The organism is Marinobacter sp. CHS3-4 (assembly GCF_030053415.1).
GTDB lineage: Bacteria > Pseudomonadota > Gammaproteobacteria > Pseudomonadales > Oleiphilaceae > Marinobacter.
In genome coordinates this window covers 49,430-66,672 of the sequence record NZ_JASGBJ010000003.1, presented here as the reverse complement: position 1 = coordinate 66,672, position 17,243 = coordinate 49,430, and the positions used below count along the sequence as shown (strand labels likewise).

Annotated in this window: 10 protein-coding genes; 5 read left to right on the top strand and 5 right to left on the bottom strand. The window is 57.4% G+C overall.

The genetic code is table 11. From position 1 onward, the window contains the following. Window positions 1-48: 48 nt before the first annotated feature. Window positions 49-573, top strand: a complete 525-nt coding sequence (locus QLQ17_RS13965) for a YqiA/YcfP family alpha/beta fold hydrolase (protein WP_283210222.1) — start codon at window positions 49-51, stop codon at window positions 571-573. Here QLQ17_RS13965 and recD read toward each other — a convergent pair. The 3 genes from recD to recC are packed head-to-tail and all read right to left on the bottom strand — an operon-like array spanning window position 570 to window position 10,068. After that, the gene (gene recD / locus QLQ17_RS13960; protein ID WP_283210221.1) at window positions 570-2,792 is read right to left on the bottom strand and encodes an exodeoxyribonuclease V subunit alpha; all 2,223 of its coding nucleotides are present in this window, start codon (window positions 2,790-2,792) and stop codon (window positions 570-572) included. The genes QLQ17_RS13965 and recD overlap by 4 nt on opposite strands. Continuing rightward, window positions 2,789-6,526, bottom strand: a complete 3,738-nt coding sequence (recB, locus tag QLQ17_RS13955) for an exodeoxyribonuclease V subunit beta (RefSeq protein WP_283210220.1) — start codon at window positions 6,524-6,526, stop codon at window positions 2,789-2,791. Before recB ends, recD begins: the two co-directional genes overlap by 4 nt. Continuing rightward, window positions 6,523-10,068, bottom strand: coding sequence for an exodeoxyribonuclease V subunit gamma (gene recC / locus QLQ17_RS13950; protein WP_283210219.1), 3,546 nt, complete (start codon window positions 10,066-10,068; stop codon window positions 6,523-6,525). Before recC ends, recB begins: the two co-directional genes overlap by 4 nt. 194 nt (window positions 10,069-10,262) lie before the next feature. On the opposite strand from recC, the gene QLQ17_RS13945 reads away from it, so the two are divergent. The 4 genes from QLQ17_RS13945 (at window position 10,263) to QLQ17_RS13930 (ending at window position 13,818) form a co-directional block, all read left to right on the top strand. Further along, window positions 10,263-11,291: a TRAP transporter substrate-binding protein gene (locus QLQ17_RS13945; RefSeq protein WP_283210218.1), complete on the top strand. Its 1,029-nt coding sequence runs from the start codon at window positions 10,263-10,265 to the stop codon at window positions 11,289-11,291. A 129-nt stretch (window positions 11,292-11,420) separates the two neighbouring features. Further along, a complete protein-coding gene (locus tag QLQ17_RS13940) occupies window positions 11,421-12,014 on the top strand; it encodes a TRAP transporter small permease (RefSeq protein WP_283210217.1) in 594 nt (197 codons plus the stop codon). Between the two features lie 32 nt (window positions 12,015-12,046). Beyond that, the gene (locus QLQ17_RS13935; RefSeq protein ID WP_283210216.1) at window positions 12,047-13,333 is read left to right on the top strand and encodes a TRAP transporter large permease; all 1,287 of its coding nucleotides are present in this window, start codon (window positions 12,047-12,049) and stop codon (window positions 13,331-13,333) included. A gap of 44 nt (window positions 13,334-13,377) precedes the next feature. After that, window positions 13,378-13,818, top strand: a complete 441-nt coding sequence (locus QLQ17_RS13930; protein WP_283210215.1) for a universal stress protein — start codon at window positions 13,378-13,380, stop codon at window positions 13,816-13,818. A gap of 9 nt (window positions 13,819-13,827) precedes the next feature. Here QLQ17_RS13930 and QLQ17_RS13925 read toward each other — a convergent pair whose 3' ends face one another. Both QLQ17_RS13925 and QLQ17_RS13920 read right to left on the bottom strand, forming a co-directional pair. Then, a complete protein-coding gene (locus tag QLQ17_RS13925; protein ID WP_283210214.1) occupies window positions 13,828-16,095 on the bottom strand; it encodes a sensor domain-containing diguanylate cyclase in 2,268 nt (755 codons plus the stop codon). 46 nt (window positions 16,096-16,141) lie between these two features. Then, window positions 16,142-17,155, bottom strand: coding sequence for a TRAP transporter substrate-binding protein (locus QLQ17_RS13920; RefSeq protein WP_502867392.1), 1,014 nt, complete (start codon window positions 17,153-17,155; stop codon window positions 16,142-16,144). Window positions 17,156-17,243: the final 88 nt, after the last annotated feature.

Genomic DNA, 17,243 nt, shown 5'->3' with positions numbered 1-17,243 from the left:
CGCAGACAAGCATCTCCAATCTGTAAAATGAACAGGGGACACGATCAAATGCTCCACGTCTTTCTCTCTCACGGTCTGGAAAGCGGGCCTGACAGCACAAAGGTACAGGCCTTAAAATCCGAAGCTGAAGCCTTTACCGGTGTCACCGCACAAGCGCTCGACCATCGCAGCACCAAAGACCCGGCGGAGCGACTCGCGCAGATGAAAGCGGCTATGGCGGAAGCGAATGCCGATCCAGCACGAACCGTTCTGGTGGGTTCCAGCATGGGTGGCTGGGTCTGCGCCCAGACCAGCGCCATTTCACCCGTGCGGGGCTGCTTCTTGCTCGCCCCAGCGCTGGCAATGGAGGCCTATCCGGAATCCAGCCCGATCATTCAGGCAAAGCACACCCAGATCATTCACGGCTGGCACGACGATGTGGTTCTGCCCATGCCGGTGATTGAGCTGGCTCGCGATCAGGATTTACCACTGCTGGCATTGCCAGACGGCCATCGCCTGCAAAACAGCCTGCCGAGACTGGTGGCTGAGTTCCGGCAATTCATGACGGACTGCCTCACAGGCCTGAACGACTAGTTCAACAGCATCGCCAGACCAGACGCGCGGATAACGCTCCGCGCCGAGGCCTCTCGCAATACGCCCTCGCTGGGCGCAGCCAGACTTAACCAGTGCCTGGCACGAGTGATACCGGTGTAAACCAGTTCTTTCGTCAGCACCGGAGTCAGTCGGTCCGGGAGGACCAGACAGGTATGGGTAAATTCGGAACCCTGGGACTTGTGAACGGTCATGGCGTAAACCGTTTCCATAGACTGCAGCCTGCTAGGAGACACCCAGCGAATGCCATCGCTGGCGGGAAACGCAACCCGCAGCGTGTTGACGGGCTCGCCGGACTCGTTGCGATCCCATGGGACACTTAACGTTACTCCAATGTCCCCGTTCATCAGGCCAAGGTTGTAGTCGTTGCCGGTGACCAGCACCGGTCGGCCGGGATACCAGCCTTCGGTTCTGGTAATCAACCCGGCACTGTGAAGCTCTGCCGCCACTTGCTGGTTCAGCCCTTCTACTCCGAATGGCCCTTTACGAAGCGCGCACAACAGCTGGAACTGACCAAACGCTTCCAGCACCCTGGTTGCCCACGCATCCCAGACCGGTCGATCCTGATGAGAATCCGTGGCGGCTGGGCGTTCGTCCGCCATGATTCTGAGGTAGTGACCGTAGCCGACCGGGGGCGCAACCGGGCGCCCGTGGACCGATCGGCCTTCGCCCTGATTGGCGAATTTTTCGGGGCTACCGGACATTCCGTGGCGGGCCAGGGGCGCCAGATTACCCTGAAGAGTACCCTGAAACGCCCCCTCGCCGGCCGGTGCCATAAGATCACCCCGACCAAGCCAGGCAACATCCGGGAATTCGCCAGCCTGGCATCGTTGAATCAACGTCCGGTCGAGCCGGCCTTCGTTGGTCGCGCGGGCCAGCAAACCGATGCCGCTGTGTTCATCGAAGCGGTAGCTTTTGCGCAGCATGGCCACCGACTGATCCAGCGCACGTCCCCGAGCGTCTTCGAGCTCGCCAGGCAACCGCTCCCCCGTAACCGATGCCAGCCAGGCCAGCGTATCCGGTTGATAGTGACCCTGGTCGGCCCGTTCACACAGTTCGCCCAGTACCGCACCGGCATCCACCGAAGCCAACTGATCTTTATCGCCCAACAGGATCAGGCGAGCGGAATCCGACAGCGCAGAGAACACCGACGCCATCAGGTCCACATCCACCATGGAGGCTTCGTCGATCACCAGAATATCCAGCGGCAGCGGATTGTCTTCGTTGTAACGGAATTGACGAGACCCAGGGCGACTTCCCAACAGGCGGTGCAAAGTGGTCACGTCCGTGGGAATTGAAGACGCCTCCGGTGAGCCCGGAAGCTTTGCCAACGGCAACTGCTCTACCGCCCCACCAATGGATTCGCTGAGCCGTGCAGCCGCCTTGCCGGTGGGTGCGGACAGACGGATTTTTAGGTAGGGATCTCGCCGCGCCTCTTGCCCTGACTGAACGCAGGAGACGGATTGTAAGGCGGCCAGCAGCTTGACCACTGTGGTGGTTTTGCCGGTTCCCGGGCCACCGGTGATCACGCAGAACCGGTTTCGGGCCGCAATTGCACAGGCCATCTTCTGATAGTTCACAGACTCTGTATCCGAGGCGCCAAACAGCACATCCAGAGCCTGAGACAAAGGCTGGTCGTCCATATTTTGCGGCGCCAGTCGCTTGCCGATACCCGAGGCAATATTCTGTTCATAACGCCAGAACCGGCGCAGGTACAGGCGGGTGTCTACTATCACCATGGGCGTGGTGTGACTGCCATCACTGACCGCGCTGCTGCCATTGATCGCCGCCATCAGCGCTTCGACCTCTCGGCCGCGAAACAGGTCGGCTGGCCGCGGGTCAGTGTCGCCCGAAGCATCCGAACCTTCCGGCGGCAACACTAAGGTGGCCTCTGGATCGTCACACAGCTGACGAAGATCCAGGCACACATGACCGCGCCCCACCTGGTGAGACACCGTCGCCGCCAGCAGGGCCAGTTCCGGAGCTGGCCTTTCTCCGTTTTCTTCCAACAGCTCACACACAAATGCTGCGAAGGCATGGTCCAGCGCCCGCAGCCAGTTCAGCTCTACCCAGCGATCCAGAAGCGTCAGCATGTCCTGTGCTGTTGCTGGCAATTGCGGCAAGATCGCCGCTTCAGCCAAGGGTTCCGGTTCATCAAACAGGTCCGGTATTTCGCCGTAGCGATCGTCTTTTCGGCTCATGCAGACACCTCCCGCTTACCCGAAAAAAGCCGATCCAGGGATTCAATCAGGGCCTTGTCCGGTCGTTCGGTGAAGGCACCCACGCCCGGTGCGTCGCAACCACGCAGGAAAAGGTAAACCGCACCGCCCACATGGGTGTCGTAGTCGTAGTCCGGCAGCCTGGCTTTCAGCAATCGGTGCAGCGCCAGCAGGTAGATCACGTACTGCAGATCGTAACGGGCATCCAGAACTTTCTTCTTCATGGCCTCGGGTACATAGGCACTGTCTTCGTCGCCGAGGTGGTTCGACTTGTAGTCCAGCACGTAATACCGGCCATCGTGCTCAAACACCAGATCGATAAAGCCTTTTAACATGCCATTGAAGGTGGTTTCGTGGGCCAGGGGCCGGGATTCGCCGCCGAGGGTGCCGCGCTGCACCCGTCGATCAAGGGCTAGAGTATTGACGTCCCGGCTTTCAAACCAGAATTCGAGTTCGGGTCGAAGCGTGTTGAGTGTAGAAAGCGAGCAGGTCTGATCGCTATCTGGTAACGGAATGTCCATGGTGATCAGCCGCAGGATCCAGCCCTGGAGCACCTCAACCCAGTCGTCCCAGTGCCGAAGCTGGCAGCGACGTTCCAGCAGCACACGTAGCTGTTCAGGTTCAGCCACGACCTCGTCAAAACCACGGGTGGCGCACCACTCCAGGATGTCGTGAAGGAAGGTGCCAGGGCCGGAGCCTTTCGGGAATCCGTGTTGGGCAATCGGCGCAGAAGCCGCAGTGAGTGATTCGAATTCCGACTCGATTTCGTCCCGCAGGTTCTCCTGCTCGGCGTCTTCGCTGGCAGGCTCAAAGTCCCCGGAAAAGCCGCTCAGGGCCCCATAGGTAATGGCAGAATAGCTGGCAATCCACCAGTTTTCACGTGCCTCCCGCTTCGGCTCCAACGCTGGCCCCAGTGGCGGCTCTGGTTCGCCCACATAACGCTGGTCACCTGCGTCGGGAAGGGGGCTTATGGCAATGCAGGGTGTGTTTGCGGCCATGGCCTGAAGCATTGGTGTCAGGTCGCTTTCCGATTCCCGCCCCGGTTCGCGGATCAGATGCCCCAAGCCGCTCTGGACCCAGTGTTTAATGCCGGCGGCGCCCACCCAGGTGGCATGACGCGCACGGGTGAGTGCCACATAAAGCTTCCGAATGTCCTCACCCAGCCGCTCACGATCTGCCAGAGCCAGAACCTGTTCGTCCGACGTCAGCGAGATTTGCAGGTTGCCTCGTTCATCGTGGTAGCTCCAGAAGGTCTGGTCCGCCTTCTGCTGCCGGTGCTCGGTAGCAAACGGAAGAAATACCAGTGGGTATTCCAACCCTTTGGACTTGTGCACCGTGACCACTTTCACCAGGCCCGAATCACTCTCCAGACGCATGGTGCGATGTTCGTTTTCCTCATCAGACTGCTGCAGCAACTCGGTGAAGTGATGCACCAGTGCATGCTCGCCGTCCAGTTGCTGGCTGTCGGCCTGCAACAGTTCCGCCAGATGCAGGATGTTCGTCAGCGCCCGCTCACCGTCCTGATAGGTCAACAGTTTGGCGGGCACGTCGAAATCCATCAGGAACCGGCGCAGCATCGGCAGCACTCCCTGGGTTTGCCAGAGCTCTCGATACTGCTGGAAACGGTCGATTTCCCGGTCCAGCGCGTTTTCGTCACTCAGCAGCCGGTCGAGTTGCTGATGGGATAGCTCCAGGGTTGGCGTTGCCATTGCTCCCCGCAGCAGGGCCAGATGGCCGGGCTCGGCGCAGGCGTGCAGCCATTGCAGCATTTCAGTGGCTTCCGGCGAATTCAGCACCGAATTGCGGTCCGACAGGTAAACGCTGCGAACGCCCCGATCGCTGAGCGCCTGCCGGACGGCATCCGCTTCATCCCGCTTGTTCACCAGAATGGCGATGTGTTCGGGGCGCAGCGGCTCCAGGGATTCAGGTTGATCATCCACCCGGAAGCCGGCCTTACCCTGCTGACCCAGATTCAACAGCCGTGCAATTTCAGTGGCGCACGCGGCTGACAGTTCAGCCTTTGCGCCGGTTTTCGTGACGCTCTTTTTCCCCTGATCATCACCACCGTCGTTATCACCGCTCAACGTCCAGAACGTCAGCGGCGGAGTGGCCTCGCCATCGATCCACCACCGGCGATTCGTTCCTTTCGCCTTGACCGGCACAAATGGCAGGGGGTTGCCTGTCTCGTTGCGGAAAAGGAAGGCGCCGTCCGGGTTTGCGTTGTCGGCGTGTTCAAACACCCGGTTCACCCCGTCCACCATGGCTTTCGACGATCGAAAGTTGGTGCCCAGAGTGTAGGTGCGCTCGCTGACCGCTTTGCGCGCGTCCAGGTAGGTATAGATATCAGCGCCACGAAATCCGTAGATGGCCTGTTTGGGGTCACCGATCATCAACAAAGTGGTGTCCTGGCGGTTGGAAGCCACCTGATAAATCCGGTCGAAAATACGGTACTGAACCGGGTCGGTGTCCTGGAATTCGTCAATCATCGCCACTGGGAATTGACGGGCGATGGTGGTGGCCAGTCTCTGGCCCTGTGGCCCCGACAAAGCTTCGTCGAGTCGTGTCAGCAGATCATCAAAGCCCATAGTAGCCAGCCGCTGTTTCTCGGCGGTCAGTCGCTGGGCCATCCATCGTACAGCGTGGTTGAACATGGCCGGGCCCGGCTTCGGCAGGTCAGACAATGCCAGTTTCAGCTGGTCGATCTCATCCATGGCCGGATGGTGAGGGGCCGGGTCCTCACCAGTCCATTTGCTGGCAAAGATGTCCGCCTGCAAATATTCGTAGCCTTTCAGCGGATTGCTTTTCATGAGCCCTTCGGGCTCGTTGGCATCGGACGTTGCCCAGGCTCTCAGCGCATCAACGGCCTTCTGAATCGTATTTTTATCGCGACCGTGCAGTGGTTTTGGCTTGGGTTTGGTCGTGTTATCCAACAACTCGGTCAGTTCGTCGCACCAGTCGGCCCAGGGCGCTTTCAAACGCCGTAGAATGTCCTCTTTTTCCTTGAGGGCCTGGCCAACAGCCTCCGCCGGCGCCAGTGCATGGCCGGGCAACGCCTCCACGTGGGGCAACAGATTGCGAACCGATTGCCGCAGACTTTCCGGGTTTGGCCAGACGTCCAACACGGCGCCCACCAGATCCGGAGGCGTAGGGTAGACAAAGGTGCGCCAGTAATCCCGTGCGACATCGTCCAGCAAATCGGTCTGATCGGTTTCCAGGGTCTGACGGAACAGGCTGCCACTGTCGAAGGCGTGTTCGCTGAGCATGCGGTTACACCAGCCGTGGATGGTAGAAACCGCGGCCTCGTCCATCCACTCGGCAGCCAGCAGCAACTTGCGCTGGCAAGCGGGCCAGTCTTGCTTCGGGCAGGCGTTGCGCAGGCCGATCAATGGATCTTTTACGTCAGCGTTCACATCCACATCCGCCGCTTCTTCCCCAAACAGTGCAGCTGCTTCCGTCAGGCGAGCACGGATGCGGTCCCGTAGTTCTTTGGTGGCGGCTTCGGTAAACGTCACCACCAGCAAATGGGGTGGCATCACGCCTTCTTCGAGCGGCTGGCCCGGCAGACGATGCCCGAGCACCAGACGCACATACAACAGTGCCAGGGTAAAGGTTTTACCCGTGCCAGCGCTGGCTTCGATCAGGCGACTGCCCTGCAGTGGCAGGGTCAACGGGTCGAGCACCCGGGGCTCGTCAGAAGGGCGGGCGTTATCGTTCATGACGCACTCCCTGCCGGTTCCGCTTTTGCCTCTCGGCCTTCGTATTCGCACTGCCACAGGGGTTCGTAAAGGACACGGACCAGCCCGGCAAAATCGCCGGCCTGCTGGAGGCTCTCAAAGTCCGGATAGGCGCGGCCCAGATAGATACCGCGATAGGCCAGGGTGGATTGAAACGCCTGTTCTGCCCGCTCCAGCCCGAGCGCTTCGCTGCCTTCTTTTTTACCCGAAGGATTGAGTCCGCGCAGATACCCATACGCGGTGGCCGGCTCGATGGGCAATGGATAGGTCTGACCTTCGATCCAATGAACCATTATCTGCTCAAGCAATTCCGCCGCCCGTTCACGTCCTACCGGTGCCAGCAATATCTGCCGGTTTTCTTCCTTGCCCAGCACCAACGTATGGAATCGCTCGGATTGTGTGCAACCAGCGAGGTGAATGACCCAATCATCCAGCAGTCCCGAATATTTGACTGCTCGACCGCCACCATTTTTTTCCAGCAGGCTGCTGTTGGCAATTACCACTCGGCACACGTCACCATCAGCGCGTGTGCGTAACTGGCCAATGCGATCCGCCAGTTCGACACTCCCTAGGCGGGTTTTCACCGACCAGGTAACAGACCAGGCAGACTCTGACATCTGCGGCCAGTCTGCCAGGGCTTTCTGATAGCGCACGAACAGGTCCGGCATCCGGCTGTACAGCTGCTGCGCCGCCACGGATTCCATCGCACCCATCCCCAGATCGCCCCTGGCAGTCATGCGGTTTAACCGCTCCTGCAGTCGATGCTCCAGATCCGTTTCGTCGACCGCTTTCACCACCGCCTGGTCAATCAGTTCCCGCTCGAATGTCCAGTGTTTCAGTCCATCCAGGCTGAAAGTTTCATTGTCGGTATCCTGAGCCTGAACACTGATGAACTGAAGTTGCAGGCGACGCCGGTAAAAGGTTTCGACCGGCTTTTTCAAAAACTCCGCCAGCTCCTGACACGTCAGCGGTACCGCCGGTGGCAGATAGGGCAAGGGCTGATGGTCTTCCGCATGCTGGCTTTGATGAGCCTGAAGCCATTCTTCGTCATAGCTGAACAGGCGCCGTTGCCCCGGCGGTTGCTGCGCTGCGGGGAAATAATCCCGACTGAACGGTTGCAGTGGGTGTTCGGTGGTCAGGGCGTCAGACGCGGACTCCTCACCGGTAACAGACCAGACGGCATCCAGATGATCCCGCAGCTGACTCACCAGCACCGAGGGCGGTCGTTCGGAATCGTCACGAATGCTGCGGCCAACCCAACTGATGTACAACTGCTCACGCGCTGACAGCATGGCTTCCAGGAACAGATAGCGGTCGTCTTCCCGACGGGAACGGTCGCCCGGGCGCGAATCCTGCGCCATCAGGTCAAAATCCACCGGCGGGCGGGACCGGGGGTAATCACCGTCATTCATCCCCAGCAGGCACACTCGCTTGAACGGAATCGCCCGCATGGGCATCAGGGTGGCGAAATTCACCTTGCCCGCCAGAAAACGCTGGTTCAGGCCGCCTTCTTCCAACCCCTCCAGCAACTCTTCCCGTACGATGGACAGCGGCAGCGTGTTCTCCGCCATCCCGCCGCTGGTGCAGTCCTCATACCATTGCTCCGCCTGCCTGCGCAGCCGGTTGATCAGCAACTGTTCATCGTCGGTAAACTCCGCGAAGAAGCCTTCCAACATAGCCTGCAATACCGCCAGCCACTGCTCTGGCGTGTAAGGCTTGGCGAGCTCTTCCCAGAGATGCTCGAGGCGTTCCACAAAACGAACCAGATTGCCCGCCAGCGTGGCCTGCAAACCGCCAATCTCACCGTAAGGTTCGATCCCTTGCCAGGCCTCGTCAGGGCCGGTGCCATACCCCAGCAGCATGCGCCGCAAGCCGGATTGCCAGGTATTACGGGACAGCCCGGTAGGCAGGTCAAAGCTTCGGCGATGTTCGGCGTGAAGCCCCCATCGAACGTTGGCGCCCTCGACCCACTGGCGAACCAGTGGCAGATCCGCCTCTGCAATGTCGAATCGCCGCCTGACGGCGGGTACTTCCAACAGACTGATGATCTCGCTGGCGCCAAACCGGTGATCTGGCAGTGACATCAGGGTGTCGAGCGCAATCAGCACCGGCTGACGATGTCGCTGCTGCTGATCGGAAATGGTGAACGGAATATAGCGGGATGCACCGGAGGAATAACGCCCGAACACCGCCTGAATATGGGGGGCGTAGGCGTTGATGTCCGGGACCATCACAATGATGTCACGGGGGCGCAGATTTTCGTCTGCGCTGAAAGCGGCCAGTAGTTGATCGTGCAGCACTTCCACTTCCCGCTGGGGGCTGTGGGTGCGATGAAACGCGATTGACTGATCCTGGTTTGGTGCCAGTTGCCGCGATTCACGCTGCATTTCCTGGCTGGAGGTCAGGGATCGGACATCGTCCTGGATCTGATGTAATACACGGGGCGCGTTCTCCGTGCCATGCGGGGTAAAAATATCGATCCGGCCGTCGGGCGTGGTCACCCTTGCGTCATAGGTTTCTGGATCATCGAATTCATCCAGCAGGCGAATGTAGTCACGGCCCTGTTTGCCCCACGCCGCCAAAAGCGGATTCGCATGCTGATGCAGTTGGTCTGGGTCAGTCAGGCTGGCCAGGGCTTTGTGTTGCTTGCCTCGTCGGCGACTGGCGGTCAACAGGTCCCGGTCACTGATGATATCCGCCCAGAAATACTCGCAAGGATTGTGGACACACAGTACGACCTGGCTGATACGGCTGAGCACGGAAAGCGCCTCCAACGTCTGACGCGGCAGGGACGACACCCCGAAGACCACGATGCGCTGAGGCAGATTGGCGGGACGATCACTGGCGGTCAGTTTCTGACCATGCTCCATAAACCGGGTGTGAATACGGGACCGGCTGGTCGCAGATAGCTCGCCCACGTCTGCCACCAGGGCCCGCCAGAGAACCGGCTGCCAACGCTGATCATCCTCCAGCTGTCGCACTTCGCCACGGGCCAGTTCTATAAAGTCCTGACCGTTTTCCCAACCCGTCAGCCAATCGGCGCGGAATACCTGATACTGATCAAACAGGTCAGCAATCTGGCCGGCCAGCTGATAGCAACGGGTGTCCGGATCGCTCCCCTCCAGAAAACGCTGTAGTGGAGCGAACACCTCCTGTTGGTGCACCAGCGTCGGCAACAATCGGAATAATCGCCAGACCAGACGGGATTTATCGAAAGGCGATTGCTCGGGCACTTCTTCGGCAGGCAGAACCGCGCGATAGGCTTGCCAGATAAATCGAGAGGGAAACAGGAAATCCATACCGGCGGCGATGCCCATGCCGCCATCAGCATCGCCCTCGGGGTCTTCCGCCAACGCCAGCTTGAGCCATTGCGCGATGCCGTTGCTTTGCACCAGAAAGGTTTCACTGGCCAGCGGAGACACCGGCTGTTGGCGACAGATCCACACAACGGACCGCCTCAGATCTTCCAGATGGTTGGCGTGGATGGCGTGAAAGCCAGGCTGAATGATGGGCGTCAGTGGCATACCGGCTCTTTCTGGAGGATTCGGAAACAGACGTCTAGAAGCTCAGAGCGTATCACAGCCGATCGCGCACCAGACTAAAGTCGAACACCTAAAGTTCAACGGCATCAGTCATTTTCTTGCGAAACACAGATTGTTTTGCCAATCTAAATGAATGTAACAAATAATTTCAGAAGCAAAAAAGTGGAGACGACCCGATGAGCACCATCAGCAAGTTCAAGAAACTGGCCGGTTTTTCGGCCTTCGCTTTCGCTGCCATGTCTGCAGCGAATTCAGTGAATGCGGCGAACTGGCGCTACGCTCACGAGGAGTACGAAGGCGACGTCCAGGATGTCTTCGCATACGACTTCAAGGAATACATCGAGGAAAACTCTGACCACACCGTGCAGATATACCGTTTCGGTGAACTGGGTGAGTCGGACGACATCATGGAGCAGACTCAAGCGGGCATCCTACAGTTCGTTAACCAGTCTCCCGGCTTTACGGGCTCTCTGATTCCGGAAGCACAGATTTTCTTCATTCCTTACCTGATGCCCACCGACATGGACACGGTCATTCAGTTTTTCCGTGAAAGTGAGGCAATCAACGAAGACTTCCCCGAGCTTTACGCGGCAAACGGTCTCAAATTGTTGAAGATGTACCCGGAAGGCGAAATGGTTGTCACGGTTGATGAGCCAGTGACCAAGCCAGAAGACTTCAACAACAAAAAGATCCGGGTTATGACCAACCCGCTGTTGTCGGCAACCTATGACGCGTTCGGCGCCACGCCAACGCCGCTGCCTTGGGGCGAGGTTTACGGTGCGCTGCAGACCAACATGATTCAGGGTCAGGAAAACCCGATTTTCTGGATCGAGTCCGGTGGCCTGTATGAAGTATCTCCAAACCTGGTCTTCACCAAGCACGGCTGGTTCACCACTGCCATGATGGCCAACATGGACTTCTATGAAGGCCTGTCTGACGCTGACAAGCAGCTGGTACAGGCTGCCGCGGACGACGCCTTCGAGAAGATCATCGTTCACATCGACGGTCTGGCCGAAGAAGCATTGGCCAAGATCCAGAAAGCCAGTGACGAAGTGACCGTGACCCGCCTGAACGACGAGCAGATTGCCAAGTTCAAGGCGCGTGCACCTCAGGTTGAAGAGAAGTTCATCGAAATGACTGGCGAAAGTGGCAAAGACCTGCTGGACCAGTTCCATAAAGATTTGGAAGAAGTTGAGAGCAAATAAGCGAAGGAAGAATCCCCGCCGAGCCTCTCCGGCGGGGATTTTGCATTTACTCCGCCCCGCCGATGAGCCCCAATTATAAATCGGGAGCTCTCTCCACCGGTCGGGAGCACACTGCTATGGAGCGTTCCCATGTCAGAGAATTCCCCGGATTTTGAAGACGACACCGGCACCTATGAGTCCGGCTTACCCGGGTTTCTGGGAACCATTGATGTCTATATCAGTAAAATAGAAGCCGTTATGCTCGCCATGGGCGTAATCCTGATGGCAGTTAATACCTGCGTTAACGTGATTGCCCGCTTCGTCTTCGGCGAAGGCCTGTTTTTCTCGGGCGAGATCAACCGAATTCTGATTATCCTGATTACCTTTGCCGGCATCGGATACGCGGCCCGTCACGGACGCCATATCCGCATGTCGGCCATTTATGACGCCATACCGACCAAAGGCCGCAAGGCGCTGATGATCTTTATCGCGCTGTTCACCTCGGTGGTGATGTTTTTCCTCTGCTACCACTCCTACGGCTACATTGAGACCCTGCACAGCCGTGGCCGGATTCTGCCTGCCCTGGGCTTCGAGATCTGGTGGATTTATATCTGGGCACCGGTCGGTTTTGCGATCACTGGTATCCAGTACTTTTTGACCGCCGTCAAAAACTTCACCAGCAAGGATGTGTATCTCTCCACCGGTGTTGTAGACGGCTATGCGGACACCGAGTCCGAAGTCTGACCCTCTGAAGCTGCAATAAAAGGATAGAATTCATGGCAACTATAATGATGGTGATCATGATCGGGCTGCTTCTGCTGGGCTTCCCGATGATGGTGCCGCTGATCACCGGTGCCGTTTTTGGCTTCGTGATGATGTTCGATGGCTTCGGACAGATGGGAACGTTCATTCAACAGATGATGGGCGGCATACGCCCTGCGTCACTGATTGCAGTGCCCATGTTCATTCTGGCGGCGGACATCATGACTCGAGGCCAGTCCGCTGACCGATTGATCAACATGGTGATGGCATTCATCGGCCATGTTAAGGGTGGTCTGGCGATCAGTACCGCGACCTCCTGCACCCTGTTTGGGGCGGTTTCTGGTTCCACGCAGGCGACCGTGGTGGCGGTAGGGTCACCGCTGCGCCCCAAAATGCTGAAAGCGGGTTATTCCGACCCCTTCACCCTGGCACTGATCATCAACTCGTCCGACATCGCGTTCCTGATTCCGCCGAGCATCGGCATGATTATCTACGGCGTTATCTCAGAGACCTCCATTGCCGAACTGTTCATCGCCGGTGTCGGCCCCGGTCTCATGATTCTGGTCATGTTCTCTATTTACTGTCTGATCTACGCCTACCGGAACAACGTGCCCACGGAGGAAAAATCAACCTGGGGCGAGAGAGCCAGATCGGTTCGCGGTGCGCTCTGGCCACTGTTCTTCCCGGTGATCATCGTTGGCGGTATCTACGGCGGCATCTTCAGCCCAACGGAAGCGGCAGCTGTGTGCGTGCTCTACGCTTTCCTGCTGGAATTTCTGGTATTCCGCTCCCTGAAACTGCCGGACATCTATCGCATTGCCAAGTCTACCGGTCTGATCACGGCGGTGGTTTTCATTCTGGTGGCTGTCGGCAACGGCTTCTCATGGATCATCTCTTTTGCCCAGATCCCCCAGTCCATTCTGGAGGCGGTGGGCATCAGTGACATGGGCCCTGTGGGCGTGATGGTCACCATCTGCATTGCCTTCTTTATAGCCTGTATGTTCGTGGACCCCATTGTGGTGATCCTGGTACTGACGCCGATCTTCGCGCCAGCTATTGAGGCCACCGGCCTCGATCCCGTCCTGGTGGGCGTTCTGATTACCCTGCAGGTGGCGATTGGCTCTGCCACGCCGCCCTTTGGCTGTGACATATTCACCGCCATCGCGATCTTCAAACGACCCTACCTAGAGGTTATCCGCGGCACGCCGCCGTTCATCATCATGTTGATAGGGGCGGCCGGCTTGATCATCGCATTCCCGGACATCGCGCTGTTCCTGCGAGACCTGGCGTTCAGAGATTAGTCAGGCGGGCCAGCGGCTGATGGACGAACAACAAGGAGACTGACATGTTCAAGCGAATTCTGGTGGCAGTGGATGGCTCAATGACATCATTTGATGCCCTGAGCAAAGCGATTGAGCTGCAGAAAATTACCGACGCAGAAATCATGCTGCTGTGTGTGTACAAACACCACAGCCTCTTCGAGGCGTCACTCTCGATTGGACGGCCGGCTGAAATGGATATTCCAGACAAAGTGCTTTCCGACTACGCGAAAGAAGTTGTGGAGCACGCGAAAAAGCTGGCGGCAGAGCGTGGAGGCACTGATGTAAGGGGGTTTGTGAAAGCTGGAAAGCCTTCCAAAGTGATCATTGAGTTCGCCCAGGAGAAGGGCGTGGATCTGATTGTGATAGGCACGAAAGGCACCCACAGCGACAAAGACGGCATGTTTCTGGGTAGCGTGTCGCATCGAGTCGCATCAAACGCGAAGTGCCCAGTGCTGGTCGTTTAAGGTGCCAGATCAGTAGATCTCGACCCTGTTCCTACCCATCTCTTTTGCGCGATACAGTGCCCGGTCAGCCTGACCCAAGAGGCTGATCGGGGTTTCTGCAGACTCCGGCCACCCCGCCACGCCCACCGACAGTGTTACCCCCGGCAATTCCTGATCGCCATGCGCCACCGGATTCTGGCCAGTCGCTCTGACCAGTTCCGCTGCTTTATCAGCGGTAGCTTTCAGAGTGGTGCCAGTCATGATCACAACAAACTCCTCCCCGCCATAACGACACACCACATCACTCTCACGGAAATGCTTGAGAAGCAGTGATGAAACCGATCTTAGCGCCGCATCGCCCGCCTCGTGGCCATAGGTATCGTTGAATCGTTTGAAATGATCGATGTCCATCATCAACAGCGCCAGTGGTTTATCACTGCGAAGGGCAACCGCCGTTTCATGCTCAAATAACTGATCGAAATAACGGCGGTTCTTCAAGCCCGTCAGTGCATCCTCGTACGAGTACTTCTTCAACTCCTCCCTCAGGCTGATACCAGAAATCGTAATACCGATCTTCTGGACGCCCTGGATGAGTGACTGAAACAATTTGACCGCGCCAAATTGGGAATCGTCATTAACCAAGGATTCTGGCACGTTCAGAAAAATCAGTCCCAGTGGCACCGTGCCCCGCGTTGCAGATTGCACACTCACCCAAAGGCACAAATTATCCTCAGAAAGCTGCTTACCCCTGGCAAAATCCGTTTCAGACAGAAAGTGATCGGACAGGTCTGTGTTCGGCGGCGGTCCATGCGGCGTTTCCAGTCGCTCGCTCGGGTGGTCCTCGCCGGCATAGCCCCATTGATTCAGCAATCGGTAAGCCATGCCATCCTCCGTCCTGAGATAGAGAGAACCTTTCATCGGGCTGCACAGATCAGGCAACATTCGGGACAGCACCTGAAACGTCTGATGAACGCTGATGCAGTCCTGCAGAGCAGCAATGATATCGTTCAGAATCCGGGTTTTCTCATTCTCGAATGTGAGCAGCCGCACTCGCGCCTGCTCTCTTCGGGCAAGGGATTCTGCCCGGGCCGTTCGTTCATTAACTTTCTCTTCCAGCGACTGGTTAAGCAGCTTGAGAGACTGCTGGGTGTTGGCATAGTGATACAGCGAAATAACGACCACGACCAGGGAAAACACCAGGGCGCCCCAGCTCAACGGCACTCTCCACCAGGGAAGAAACCCATGAGCAACCGCCATGTCGATCACAAGCAACGCGCCAAACAGACCATAAGCCAGCAGAATGGCCTGCTGCTGCAGGGCCAGGTGCCTGAACCTGCGCACCACCAGGACGGTGATGGTGGTCATGGAGGCCAGCAACAGAACATCGAATATCGGGAAGGTCGTTGACAGGTTCACCACACCGACGCCTGCCAATACCAACGCCACCACGAAATAGCCCAGATGGATCTTCCACATCAGGTTGATCAGCCAGGGCCGTTGATCTTCAAACCACTGTTCCAGCAGCAATGCCATCGCCACAGGCAACAAGAAGTAGGACCCGGCAGCCAGATAGTCCCAGGCCAGTGGCGCATTGAAGATCAATTGCCTGGCCTGGCTTTCTGCGATCAGGAGGATGGAAGATAAGATGGCAAACAGCGCCAGGCTGGCAAACGTCTTTTTGCTCTCCTGAAGCAACGCAAAAATAATCGACAACACCGCAATCAGCGCCGAGAAACCGGCAATCAAAAGCGCTTCAAGAGAATTGTTCAGAATATAGAGAGTCAGTGCGGAACTCTCCATGATGGCCACTTCACCCCAAAGGCCAATGTCGGTGTAGTCTGAATAGATCCGGAAGTAGGCCTCTTTGCCTTGAAAACCCTCAGGCAAGGTAATGGCGTGCCAGGGCCAGCCTTCAAACTTTCCCTTTCCATTCTCGTTGAAATGGCCGTACTGATAGATTTTATCGCCATCCAGCCAGAGCTGAACGATCAGATCCACACTGAAGATGTAGAGAACCGGCTCTCGCCAGGGACCATCTGGCAATGCAACCCGATACCAGACCTGATCCCTGCCTTGCCGGTTGGGCGGGTTCGAGGGAAAGCCGATGGCGTTCCACTGTTCCGGCTCATCCTCAAGCGTCCATTCCGGGATCCCTTCATCCGTGAACGGTGAATCACCCCAACGATACTCCCAACCTGTTTCCAGATCGGTCTTGGCCTGAGAAAGCGATGGATAGCAAAAGCAGATAATCACCGTCAGAGCCAGGCGCCCAGTCCATGAGCAAGTCCATGTGTTCATAGGTTAAGACACCTGCCGCTGAAATTTACACTTTTTGAAGTATAGTTCAGTCCTTGGCTTCCGACGAAACACTGTTCAGATAGGCCTTGTCTGAAATGGCCGTCCATTGTCGTATCTGTTTGAGATAAGACCTTTGCGAGCTGATGATTTCATCGGCCAGGGGATCATTCTCCGCCGCTTCGGCCAACAATTTTTCCGTCGCGTCGCGCAGCGCATCGATCACTTCCGGCGGGAAGGTCTCGTGACTGACTTCCGGGTAATCATCCTTCATTTTTGCCCAGGCCTTGCCGCTTAAATGCATGCTCTGGGCATACATGTCATAGGCCGCCGTACGCATAGCCACCCTAAGGATTTCCTGAAGGTCGGTGGGCAGCTTGTTCCAGCTCTTTTCATTGATCAGGAACTGAACTTCCGCGGCCGGTTCCTGCCACCCGGAATAATAGTGTTTGGCAATCTGATGGAAGCCCATATCGAAATCCAGCGCAGGGCCGACCCACTCAAGAGCATCGATGGTACCCCGCTCCAGCGCCGTATAAAGCTCACCTGGTGGGATATTGGTCACCGCGACCCCCAGCTCAGCCATAACTTCACCCGCAAACCCCGGCGTGCGCATCTTCAGGCCCTGGAGGTCTTCCAGGCTGGTTATTTCCTCAGTAAACCAGCCGCCCATTTGATTGCCGGTGTTGCCGCCGGGAAAGGACAACAGACCATGGGGCCGGTAAACCTTTTCCATCAGCTGCATGCCGCCGCCGTAGTAGAACCAGGCGTATTGCTCCGGCGCAATCATGCCAAAGGGTACCGTGGTGAAATACATGGCGTTGGGTATCACCCCTTTATAGTAATAAGAGGCGGTATGACCCATGTCGTATTGCCCGGCTTTCACCATGTCGAAAATTCCGAAAGGGGCTTTGTGCTTGTTCGACGAATCGATGCGAATTTGAAGACGACCATCCGACATTTTTTCAGCCATTGCAGCCATATGGCGGGTGGTGTCTCCCAGTATCGGTGAATTTGGGCCCCAGGTTTCCGCCAGCCTCAGGCGGTAAGTTTCCTGCGCCATTGTTGAAAAAGAAAACAGCAGTGCCAGAACCGCAGAAAGTCGGATCAGCGTGGTTTTTGTCAGCATAATCGAGCCTGAATCGTTGATT

Excerpts from the sequence above, each read along its gene's own strand:
- QLQ17_RS13965 (WP_283210222.1), top strand. The coding sequence starts at position 49 with ATGCTCCACGTCTTTCTCTCTCACGGTCTGGAAAGCGGGCCTGACAGC.
- recD (WP_283210221.1), bottom strand. The coding sequence starts at position 2,792 with ATGAGCCGAAAAGACGATCGCTACGGCGAAATACCGGACCTGTTTGAT.
- recB (WP_283210220.1), bottom strand. The coding sequence starts at position 6,526 with ATGAACGATAACGCCCGCCCTTCTGACGAGCCCCGGGTGCTCGACCCG.
- recC (WP_283210219.1), bottom strand. The coding sequence starts at position 10,068 with ATGCCACTGACGCCCATCATTCAGCCTGGCTTTCACGCCATCCACGCC.
- QLQ17_RS13945 (WP_283210218.1), top strand. The coding sequence starts at position 10,263 with ATGAGCACCATCAGCAAGTTCAAGAAACTGGCCGGTTTTTCGGCCTTC.
- QLQ17_RS13940 (WP_283210217.1), top strand. The coding sequence starts at position 11,421 with ATGTCAGAGAATTCCCCGGATTTTGAAGACGACACCGGCACCTATGAG.
- QLQ17_RS13935 (WP_283210216.1), top strand. The coding sequence starts at position 12,047 with ATGGCAACTATAATGATGGTGATCATGATCGGGCTGCTTCTGCTGGGC.
- QLQ17_RS13930 (WP_283210215.1), top strand. The coding sequence starts at position 13,378 with ATGTTCAAGCGAATTCTGGTGGCAGTGGATGGCTCAATGACATCATTT.
- QLQ17_RS13925 (WP_283210214.1), bottom strand. The coding sequence starts at position 16,095 with ATGAACACATGGACTTGCTCATGGACTGGGCGCCTGGCTCTGACGGTG.
- QLQ17_RS13920 (WP_502867392.1), bottom strand. The coding sequence starts at position 17,155 with ATGGCGCAGGAAACTTACCGCCTGAGGCTGGCGGAAACCTGGGGCCCA.